8 protein-coding genes are annotated in these 10,163 nt (G+C 61.0%); 5 read left to right on the top strand and 3 right to left on the bottom strand.

Going from position 1 to position 10,163, the window contains the following annotated elements; translation table 11 throughout:
- A partial coding sequence (locus GY725_17480; protein MCP4005984.1) for a hypothetical protein occupies positions 1 to 201 on the bottom strand: 201 nt, incomplete at its 3' end.
- A 192-nt stretch (positions 202 to 393) separates the two neighbouring features.
- On the opposite strand from GY725_17480, the gene GY725_17475 reads away from it, so the two are divergent.
- The 5 genes from GY725_17475 to GY725_17455 all read left to right on the top strand — a co-directional run bounded on the left by GY725_17475 (position 394) and on the right by GY725_17455 (position 6,975).
- Positions 394 to 648, top strand: a complete 255-nt coding sequence (locus tag GY725_17475; GenBank protein ID MCP4005983.1) for a hypothetical protein — start codon at positions 394 to 396, stop codon at positions 646 to 648.
- Between the two features lie 870 nt (positions 649 to 1,518).
- Positions 1,519 to 2,784, top strand: a complete 1,266-nt coding sequence (gene serS, locus GY725_17470) for a serine--tRNA ligase (GenBank protein ID MCP4005982.1) — start codon at positions 1,519 to 1,521, stop codon at positions 2,782 to 2,784.
- Positions 2,781 to 4,688, top strand: coding sequence for a selenocysteine-specific translation elongation factor (gene selB, locus GY725_17465; protein MCP4005981.1), 1,908 nt, complete (start codon positions 2,781 to 2,783; stop codon positions 4,686 to 4,688). The genes serS and selB overlap by 4 nt, the downstream gene beginning before the upstream one ends.
- Before the next feature lie 55 nt (positions 4,689 to 4,743).
- On the top strand, positions 4,744 to 5,673 hold the full coding sequence (locus tag GY725_17460; protein ID MCP4005980.1) for an alpha/beta hydrolase: 930 nt from the start codon (positions 4,744 to 4,746) through the stop codon (positions 5,671 to 5,673).
- 15 nt (positions 5,674 to 5,688) lie between these two features.
- A complete protein-coding gene (locus GY725_17455; protein ID MCP4005979.1) occupies positions 5,689 to 6,975 on the top strand; it encodes a hypothetical protein in 1,287 nt (428 codons plus the stop codon).
- Here GY725_17455 and GY725_17450 read toward each other — a convergent pair.
- Both GY725_17450 and GY725_17445 read right to left on the bottom strand, forming a co-directional pair.
- Complete coding sequence (locus GY725_17450) at positions 6,965 to 8,494, bottom strand: NADH-quinone oxidoreductase subunit N (GenBank protein ID MCP4005978.1); 1,530 nt, start codon at positions 8,492 to 8,494, stop codon at positions 6,965 to 6,967. The genes GY725_17455 and GY725_17450 overlap by 11 nt on opposite strands.
- Complete coding sequence (locus tag GY725_17445) at positions 8,491 to 10,125, bottom strand: NADH-quinone oxidoreductase subunit M (GenBank protein MCP4005977.1); 1,635 nt, start codon at positions 10,123 to 10,125, stop codon at positions 8,491 to 8,493. The genes GY725_17450 and GY725_17445 overlap by 4 nt, the downstream gene beginning before the upstream one ends.
- Between the last annotated feature and the right edge of the window lie 38 nt (positions 10,126 to 10,163).

The following is a 10,163-nucleotide window of genomic DNA, read 5'->3' as shown; positions in this document are numbered from 1 at the left end:
CTCGAGCTCGGCTTCGTTGAACAGATGACCTTGCTCGGCCGGGATCTTCTCGCTGCGAGAACCGAATCGCTGAGACGTGATCAGCCGCTTCCACTCTTCGAGGAAGGAGATCCGCTCCGCTTGATGATCGATCGTCGATTGCTGTTCGCGCACGAGCTGCTGAAGCGCATCGACCGATGAGGGAAGCTTCGTACGTGACATACAGGAAAGCTATCGCATGTTAGGTGCGTTACAAGACCGACTCGTACGAAAGCGACGCGCGGGGCGGCGTTGCTGCATGAATCGCAGAGAAAACTGGCCGATTGCCCTGATCCCAGCAGTCCTTTCGGCCCAGTCGGCCACATTCACAGCATGAACTCAAGAGTCCACCCCAAGTTCAAGACGAAATACCGCGTGAGCAACTGGGCCGAGTGCGATCGCGCGCTCGTGCGACGAGGCGACATCACACTTTGGATTTCCCCGGACGCGGCAGACTCTTGGACGCCTGGACCATCGGGAGAACGAGGCGGCCAGCAGAAGTTCTCAGATCAGGCAATCGAAACTGCGCTGGCGCTTTGGCTTGTCTTCAACTTGCCGCTTCGCCGCAACGAAAGGCCCCGTGCATCTCATCGTGGACAGCACCGGGCTATCCATCATCGGCGAAGGTGAGTGGGCCGCTGCAAAGCATGGTGGTCGCGGCAAGCGCGCGTGACCGCACAGTCCGACGCGTAAGAAGGGTCGGCCGTCGCCATTGGAAAAGGGAATCGGGATACGACCAGCAGGCTCGTGTAGAGAACATCTTCTTCAGGTACAAGTCGATCATTGGCGACCGCCTCCGGGCTCGTCATCCCGAGTCACAGGAGGCTGAGGCGCTGATCGCATGCAACATCCTGAACCGGTTTGCGGAGCCTGGCCGGCCAGTGTCCATCGCAATCGGCGCCTGAACCAGACCCTCGGAAAGGAGAATCCGGCGGCACGTTTCCCATTCATGCACCAACGCCCCGGAGACCTCCTTGCGCCACTTCATGTCACGCGCGACATCGAGTACAATCGCCGCCAGTAGTGCTGCACACAACGTGCAGTCAGGACGCAACCAACTTGCTACTTCACGAGCGCGCAGGGACGAAAGTAAACACGCAGACGGCGCCAGAGGAAGCCAGAAAATCGGAGTCAGCGGCAAATTTCAAGACCGCCGCCTTCGACCACTCGGCCACCTCTCCTACACACAGATCTAGCTCCCTTACCAAATATCGCGCCAGGGCTGGATTCCGAGCCAGCCGCAGACGGTGTCCGGATCTCGCCTCGGGCCGGCTGCCACCCGGGCGGCCGAACTCGATTCCGATCTCTTCTGCCAGGGCGCACAGGCTTGCTGCGCATCCGCAAGAGCTCCTGGCAGGCTGCGGGAAAGGCACTGTCCTGGCCGTTCGACCGGATAGTCTGGACTCTCTCCGCAGCCTGCTAGAATGACTCAGCCACATAGCCAAAGGCAAACAAAAAGCGTGCTTCAGGCGCTTGTTCCCCGAAGAAAAAGGTCTCCAATTGCTCGATCTGCGTTTCATCCGCGAGAACATTGAAGCCATGCGGCAGAACTGCCGCAACCGCAACGTAGAGGTCGATTTCGATCGGCTCGTCGAACTGGACGAGCAGCGCCGACGCCTGATTGGCGAACAGCAGGACGTACGCAACAGGCGCAACCAGCTGGCAAAAGACATGAAGGGCCGCAAACCGAGCGAAGAAGAGCGCGCACAGGGCAAGGAACTGAAGGGACGCGAGACCGAACTCGAAGAAGAGTTGCGCGTCGCACAGGAAGAACTCAATGCCGTGCACGCGCTGGTACCGAATGTGAGCCACCCGGACGTACCCGTTGGCCTGACCGACGAGGACAACCGGGAGCTTCGAATCATCGGCGAACCAACCACATTCAGTTTCGAACCCAAAGACCACCTGGAGTTGGCGCAACAACACGATCTGATCGACTTCGAAGCCGGTGCGAAGGTAACGGGGCAGAAGTGGTACTTCCTCAAGAACGAAATGGTCCTGCTCGAGCAGGCACTTGTCCGCTTTGCGATGGACGTGTTGCGCAAGCGCGGTTTCACTCTCTTTCAGACTCCTGACCTCGCGCGCAGCGAAGTGGCCGACGGACTCGGCTACAACCCGCGCGGCGCGGAGACCAATATCTACTCGTTGGAGAACGAAGATCTGGTCCTGGTCGGAACCGCGGAAATCACCCTCGGCGGACTGCATATGAACGACATCCTGGATCCGGCTTCACTGCCCCTTCGTTACTGCGGATTGTCCCATTGCTTCCGCGTGGAAGCGGGCGGCCATGGGCGCGCGTCGAAGGGTCTGTATCGGGTGCACCAGTTCACGAAGGTGGAGATGTTCGCGATCACGCTCCCGGATCAATCCGACGAAATGCACGAAGAACTCGAACAGATCGAAGAAGAGCTCTACACGAAACTCGAGATCCCGTTCCGCGTCGTTGATGTGTGCTCCGGCGACCTCGGAGCACCGGCGTACCGCAAGTACGATCTGGAAGCCTGGATGCCTGGCCGAAGCGAAGGCGGAAGCTGGGGCGAGATCACAAGCGCCTCGAATTGCACCGATTACCAGGCCCGAAGGCTCGGCGTGCGCTATCGCGACCCAGAGAGCAAGAAAACCCGTTTCTGCCACTTGCTCAACGGCACCGCAATCGCAATGTCTCGAACACCGATCGCGATTCTCGAAAACCACCAGCAGGCCGACGGATCCATCCTGATTCCCGCCGCGCTACAACCCTACACTGGATTCGATCGGATCGGATGACCGCCGAGCGCAACGCCTCCAGCGCGAGCCGGATGATTCTCGGGACGGCCGGACACATCGACCACGGCAAGACTTCACTCGTTCGGGCGCTCACTGGAGTCGACTGTGATCGGCTTCCCGAGGAAAAGAGCCGCGGGATCACGATCGCTCTGGGCTTCGCGCCGTTTGAACTACCGTCGGGTCGAATTCTCTCCGTCGTCGACGTGCCGGGTCACGAGGGCCTGGTACGCACCATGGTTTCGGGTGCCACGGGAATCGATCTGGTGTTATTCGTGGTTGCAGCCGACGAGGGCATCATGCCCCAGAGTCGCGAGCACCTGGCGATCTGCGACCTGTTGGGTATCGAGTCGGGCGTCGTGGCCCTGACGAAAATCGACGCGGTCGACCCCGACCTGGTCGAACTCGCCCAACTCGAGATCGCCGAGGAACTGGAAGGCACCGGGCTTTCCGGTGCGCCGATCGTGCCGGTGTCGGCCCTGCAGGGACAGGGGATCGAGGAATTGCAGACAGCTCTCGATGCGGCTGCAGACGCTGCACCGCCGCGAACGCTGCGCGAAGGACCGGCCTGGCTCCCGGTCGATCGGGTATTCAGCAAACACGGATTCGGCACAGTCGTAACAGGTACGCTGCGCGGCGCTCCACTTTGCGAAGGGGACCGCGTAGAGATCCTGACCGATGAAGCGCGGGGCATTCCCTCGGCCCGAGTGCGCGGTCTGCAGGAACACGGCGAAGCCACAGAGCGAGCACTGCCGGGCAGCCGCTGCGCCGTCAATCTCCAGGGGGTGGAGATCGCGCAGTTGTCGAGAGGCAGCGTGATCGCAACACCGGGTCGAGTGGCATACCGAAGTCGTGTCGAAGTCGAGTTGCGCCTTTTGAACGAAGCACCCGCACTCGACGACGGCGCCAGCGTGAGCGCGCACGTGGGCACGTCGATGCGGCGGGCCCGGGTTGCGCTCCTGGATCGGCGGCGCCTGGAACCCGGCGATCTCGGATTTGCAGAACTGAGCTTCGACCGACCGGTTCCCGCGGTCGAAGGCGATCGCTTCATTTTGCGCGGGTTTGGTCGTCTCCCGAATGCGGGCTGGACGATCGGCGGTGGTCGCATCCTGGATGCATCCCCCACACGCCAGCGTCGCCGGCGCGAAGAACGCGTTGACGATCTGAAGATCATCGCGCACGGCGATCGCAGCGCTGTAATTGCCACGCGAGTGCGTCGGACAGGTCTGCGCGGCATCACGGAGGACGAACTCCTGCTCGAACTGCGCTCCATCGATGGACTCGACGGCATCCGGGTCGGCGCGGACCGCTGGCTCGATCCCGAGATCTTCGCCCGGCTGCGCGGCGACGTCGTCGCCTCCGTACGAGCTCACCACAAAGAACAGCCGACCGATCCCTGGGTCGGTTTTGCAGCCGTTCGCAGCCAGGTACCCGGCCAGGCGAGTGATGACGCGGTGCGCGCGGCCCTCGAAGCAGCCGTGTCGGCAAACGATCTCGAAAGCGGTCCGAGCGGCTACCGCGATCCGGGACACCAGGCCCACGCCGGCGATCCCGAACTCGCCGCAAAGGCCAGCCGCGCCATCCGCGCTGCGGGACTCGCTCCGGACACCCTGAAGACGCTGGCCACAACGCTGGGCAGCGAGGAGCGCACTTTGCGCACCACACTCGAACATCTGGCTCGCGAAGGCCGGGTGGTCCGCGTGAGTTCGGATCTATTCTTCGACGCCGAGGCGATCGGGCAATTGCAAGACAGACTCGTCGCGTACCTGAAAGAGAACGGCAAGATCGATCCAGCCGGGTACAAAGGGCTTACGGGACAGAGTCGAAAACACACGGTTCCGCTGATGGAGTTCTTCGACGCGCAGCGCATCACGTTGCGCCGCGACAACGCACGCGTACTGCGCTGAATGCTCGGAACCGGAATGACTTCACTTTGGATGAACAGCCAGGTACGGTGGATTCATGACCCCAGCTGAGATTCAGAGCCTGCGCGTTCAGGCCAACGGTTTGAACTTTCACGTGCGATCGTGCGGAGAGGGGGATCGACTTGCGCTCTTCCTGCACGGATTTCCCGAGAATTCGTACTCCTGGCGCTACCAGATGCCCGCACTCGCAGAACTCGGTTTCCGGGCCTGGGCACCCGATCTGCGCGGCTACGGCACTTCGGACAAACCGGGCCGGATGGAGGACTACGCGATCGAGACACTGATGGATGACGTCGCAGGACTGATCGATGCGTCCGGTGCAAAATCGACGCTCCTGCTGTCTCACGATTGGGGCGGGGCGATCGCCTGGTACTTCGCCATGCGCCGGATCCGACCTCTGGAGCGGCTGGTCATCATGAACCTGCCCCATCCCGCAATCATGACGCGCGTGATCCGCTCCGGAATGAAACAGCGACTCCGCTCCTGGTACGCCATGTTCTTTCAGCTGCCGCGCCTGCCGGAATTTCTACTGCGTTCGCGAAATGCGACCGCCATTGCGGATATGTTTCGCTCCATGGCAATCGACAAGACGCGCTTCCCCGACGAGGTGCTCGACGTGTATCGCCAGGCCGCACTCGAACCCGGAGCCCTGACTCCGATGATCAACTACTACAGGGCAGTGGTCCGCGGTGGCGGCGCGCGTCGCCAGGAGAGCCTCGGATTCCCGAAGATCGAAGTCCCGACACTGATGATCTGGGGCGAGGAAGATGCGGCACTGGACAAGACAACCACCTACGGAACCGATGAGTTCGTATCCAACCTGACACTTCGCTATCTGCCAGACGTGTCACATTGGGTACAGCAGGAAGCACCGGAGACGGTGAATGCCTTATTGGCCGCATGGCTCCAGGATCGGGAAGTCCCCGAATGCGGTGCCGGCGGCAAGCTGATTGACCAATCCGCCTGACGGAGCATTCCGAACATGACGTCTCCGTTGGCTGCGGCGCTGGCTATAGCCCTTGCCCTGGCGGGAATCCTGGCGATTGGCCTACCGGCTCGCACGTGGTTGGGTCGTCTGCGCATTCCGAATCCGATCACTCTCCTGACGATCGGCGTCCTGATCGGTCCGAGCATTCTCGACCTTCTCCCCGACGCCTATCTGGCGGTCGATGGCTATCTGTCGAAAGCCGCGCTCGTCGTGATCCTGATGCGGGCAGGATTGGGCGTATCTGTCGAACTCCTGCGAAAAGTAATCGTGTCGGCTCTTGTTCTGGGAACCCTGCCCGTCGCAGCCGAATGTGTGGCTCTCACAGTCTTGACGCACGCGACGATCTTCGACAGCTGGCGCGTTGCACTTCTGGCGGGCTTCATGATCGCCGCGGTTTCACCCGCAGTCGTCATCCCCGCAATGCAGCGACAGAAAGACCTGGGCATCGGCGCGGCCACTTCCCTACCCGATCGCATCATGGGACTGACACTCGTCAATGTTCTGGTCGCGCAGATGGGAATCTTCGTCATGATCGAGTTGACGCGTCGCTGGGAGCCCGTCTCCTCCGCGATCTACCGGCTCGCGGAGTTCCCGTTCGATCTTCTTCTAGGGATACTCGGAGGCTACGCGGTCGCCTGGTTGATCCCCAGGAAGTTGTTAGGCGATGCGAGCAATGCGGGCTCCACCTCGACACCTCGACGCAAGGCCGTCTTCGCTCTGATCTTTGCGGTAGCACTCGCGGTGTACTTCGGCGCAACGGCTCTGGGGGTCGAGAGTGTCCTGGCCGTGCTGGCCTTCGCGATCAGCTTGCGCTCCCGCGTTGACTGGTGGGATCAGGAGCTGCGATCCGAGTGGCAAGCCCTCTGGATGATCGCCGAAATCGTGCTCTTCATCACCATGGGCGCTCACGTGCAGATTTCTCAACTCGGTGAGGGCTGGATCGTAATCGTCCTCGTCGGGATCGTGATCGTCGGAGTTGGTGTGAGACTTGCCGTAACGGGCACAGTTGCGCGAATGACGCGATTCCCACTCGACGAGCGACATCATCTGCTCGTCTCCCAGATCCCCAAAGCTACCGTGCAGGCCGTGTTCGGAGCCCTGCCGTTGAAGATGTTTCTGGACGCGGGTCGGGAGCCGCTCTATCACGACGGCGCAAATCTCTTGATGTTGAGCGTCGTCTCGATCGTGCTGACCGCGCCTGTGGGCGCCTGGTTGATCGAGCGCAGCGGACGTCAGCTCTGGGCCCAAGAGAGCGCTTCGGCAGAGCGCGCTAGCGAGTGAACGAGCCCGCAGCCTGCTGGGCCAGGCTCAGCACATCGATCTCCCAGAAGATTCCGAACACGTCGTGCGGAATCACTCCGAGCAGAAGGATCATCGCACCGCAGATGGCCAGTACTGTCGCTTCGAAGGTGCCGGGAACGCCGGGCTCCGAATCGGAACTCGGGGATTGCATGAACATGACGACGGGCACGCGAAGGTAGTACCCGAGGGAGACCGCGCTATTGATCACTCCGATGATCGCGAGCATGTAGAGCCAGGAATCTCCGGTTTCGAAGCCGCGCTGGATGGCTGCGAGGAAGAGCTGGAACTTGCCCATGAATCCCGCGGTCAGCGGAATTCCGGCCAGCGAGAACATGCACAACGCCATGATGCAGGCGAGGAATGGCCGGGTGAAGATCAATCCGGAAAGATCGTCGATGTTGTCTCTCTCTTCGCCGTCTCTCGCCAGAATGGCCACGACCGTGAACGCACCGATCGTCATGAACGTGTAGACCAGCAGATAGAACAAGAGGGCCGAGGTTCCCGCCGTTCCGCCCACGATCACACCGACCAGCAGGTAGCCGGCGTGCGCGATGCTCGAGTACGCCAGCATCCGCTTGGTATTGCGCTGGATCAGGGCCATGACGTTACCCACGGTCATCGACAGAACCGCGAGGACCCAGAGCACTACGAAAACGGAATCAGCCGCGGGAACGAAGACGACCGAGACGACGCGCGCCAGTACTCCGAAGGCCGCCACTTTGACCGCCGTGGCCATGAAACCACTGACGCTGGTCGGGGCGCCCTCGTAGGTGTCGGGGGCCCATTGGTGGAAAGGCACCGAGGAAATCTTGAAGCCCAGTCCGATCAGGACCAGCCCTGCCCCCAGGAGATCAAGTGGGTTTTCGTGATCGAACCCCTTGCCGATCGCATAGAACTCGAGCGAACCGGTCGCACCGTAGAGAAGTGCACAGCCGTAGAGCAGCAGACCCGAAGCGAAGGAACCGATCAGGAAATACTTGAGGGCCGACTCATTGGACTGCAGAGAAGTGCGCCGGAATCCGGCCAGGGCGTAGACGGGAATGCTCATCATCTCGAGGGCCAGGAAGAGCATGAGCAGATCCGTAGATGCGACCAGGAACATCATCCCGACTACTGAAGCGAGCAATAACGCGTAGTACTCGCCGTGGTTCGCCTGGATATCGGCCAGATACTTGCTGGAAGCCATGACGGTCAGGATGGCCGAGATCAGGATCACGCCGTTCAGAAAGTGCGTGACGCCGTCCATCAGGATCATCGGATGGTCCGGATTGAATACACGCACGCCGCTCTGCCAGCCGTTGAGCGTAGAAACGAATGCGAACCCGAGGAAGGCCAGGCTCAGGAAACTCAGATAGATACCGCGACGTTCCTGCGTGAGCGCAGTTCCGAGGATCGTCTTCTTGCGCGCGATCAGGACCTGGACGAGCGGCAAGAGAATCGCGCCGCACGCCACGATGATCATGGGAGAAACGGAGCCGACGTCGAGATCCGGGATCATTCGTGCTCCTTCGGGCTACCAGGCTCTTCCGTCGTCACCTCGACCGTCGCCTCGACCGTCTCCACACCTTCCAGAGATCCCTGGTACGCGGCCAGATCGGCACCTCGGCGCTCCATGGTGTCGAGCAGATTCGTGATCGTCGGTTCCAGGGGAGTAAGGAATGTGCTGGGGTAGACGCCAATCCAGATCATGGGAATCGTCAGCGCCACCACCACCAGCTTCTCGCGCAAACCCAGGTCCTGTAGTTTTGCATTCGCCTCGTGTACGACGGGACCGAAGAAGACGCGACGCACCATCCACAGCATATAGACCGCGCTCAAGATGACACCGCTGGTCGCGATCACGGCCGGCCAGGTCAGCGAACGGAAGGCGCCGAGCAGAATCAAGAACTCGCCGACGAAACCGTTGAGAGCCGGAAGACCGACTGAACTCATGGTGGCGATCACGAAGAAAGTCGCGTACACCGGCAGCACGTGGGCCAGGCCGCCGAAGGCGCTGATCTCGCGCACGTGGCGACGTTCGTAGATCATGCCGACCAGAATGAAGAGCGCGCCGGTCGAGATACCGTGGTTCACCATCTGGAGCACCGAACCCTCGAGCCCCTGCGGGTTGAGCGCGAACAAGCCCAGAACGATGAAGCCCATATGGCTGACCGATGAATAGGCCACCAGCTTCTTGATGTCGGTCTGAACCATCGCAACCAGTGCGCCATACACGATGCCGATCACGGAAAGAGCGACGATCCAGGGAGCAAACGCGATCGTGGCTTCCGGGAACAACGGCAGGGCGTAGCGGATGAAGCCGTAGGTCCCCAGCTTCAGCAGCACACCGGCCAGCACCGCCGATCCCGGAGTCGGTGCCTCGACGTGTGCGTCGGGCAACCAGGTATGGAACGGGAACATCGGCACTTTGATCGCGAAGGCCAGCGCAAACGCGCCGAACAGCACACCCTGGCGCTGCCACCAGACCCCACCCTCAGTCGCGATCGAAGTATCCAGGATGCCGCTGGCACCGGCAAAACCGATGTAGTCGAACGAAATCACACCGAACTGCTTCAGATGCAAATAGGCCAGCACCAGGATGCCGACGAGCATGAGCAGACTGCCGATCATCGTGTAGATGAAGAACTTGACCGTCGCATAGATACGCCTCGGACCGCCCCAGATCCCGATGATGAAATACATCGGAATCAGCATCGCTTCCCAGAAAATGTAGAAGAGGAACATGTTCAGGGAGAGGAAAGCGCCGAGCATGCCCGACTGCAGCGCCAGCATGAAGAAGATGTACTGCTTGATGCGGGTGCCGATGTCGGTCCAGGAAGCCAGGAGGATCACCGGCAACAGGAAGACGGTCAGCATCACCAGCAACAGACTGATGCCGTCCACGCCCATGTAGTAGAAGATTCCGAACTCCGGCATCCAGGGAACGTGTTCGACGAACTGCATGCCGCCAAGAGTCGCGTCGAAGCGGCTCCAGAGCTGGGTGGCCAGGGCCAGATCGATCAGCGAAACCACCAGCGCGAAGATCTTCCAGATGCTGTCGGGGAAACGCGAACTCTGGCTCTGGAATAGCGAAACCACTCCCTCGAGCAGAACCAGCCCGAGCACGCTCACGATCGGCAGAAGAGCGATCACGGAAAGCAGATTCTCGTTGAGAAGCTGGCCGATCA

It is taken from the genome of bacterium (assembly GCA_024226335.1).
Lineage (GTDB): Bacteria > Myxococcota_A > UBA9160 > SZUA-336 > SZUA-336 > JAAELY01.
The sequence above is the reverse complement of the archived record's forward strand: the minus strand, read 5'-3'. Positions and strand labels throughout refer to the sequence as shown.

Coding starts and splice junctions, on each gene's coding strand:
- selB (MCP4005981.1), top strand. CDS start 2,781: ATGACCGCCGAGCGCAACGCCTCCAGCGCGAGCCGGATGATTCTCGGG.
- GY725_17460 (MCP4005980.1), top strand. CDS start 4,744: ATGACCCCAGCTGAGATTCAGAGCCTGCGCGTTCAGGCCAACGGTTTG.
- GY725_17455 (MCP4005979.1), top strand. CDS start 5,689: ATGACGTCTCCGTTGGCTGCGGCGCTGGCTATAGCCCTTGCCCTGGCG.
- GY725_17450 (MCP4005978.1), bottom strand. CDS start 8,494: ATGATCCCGGATCTCGACGTCGGCTCCGTTTCTCCCATGATCATCGTG.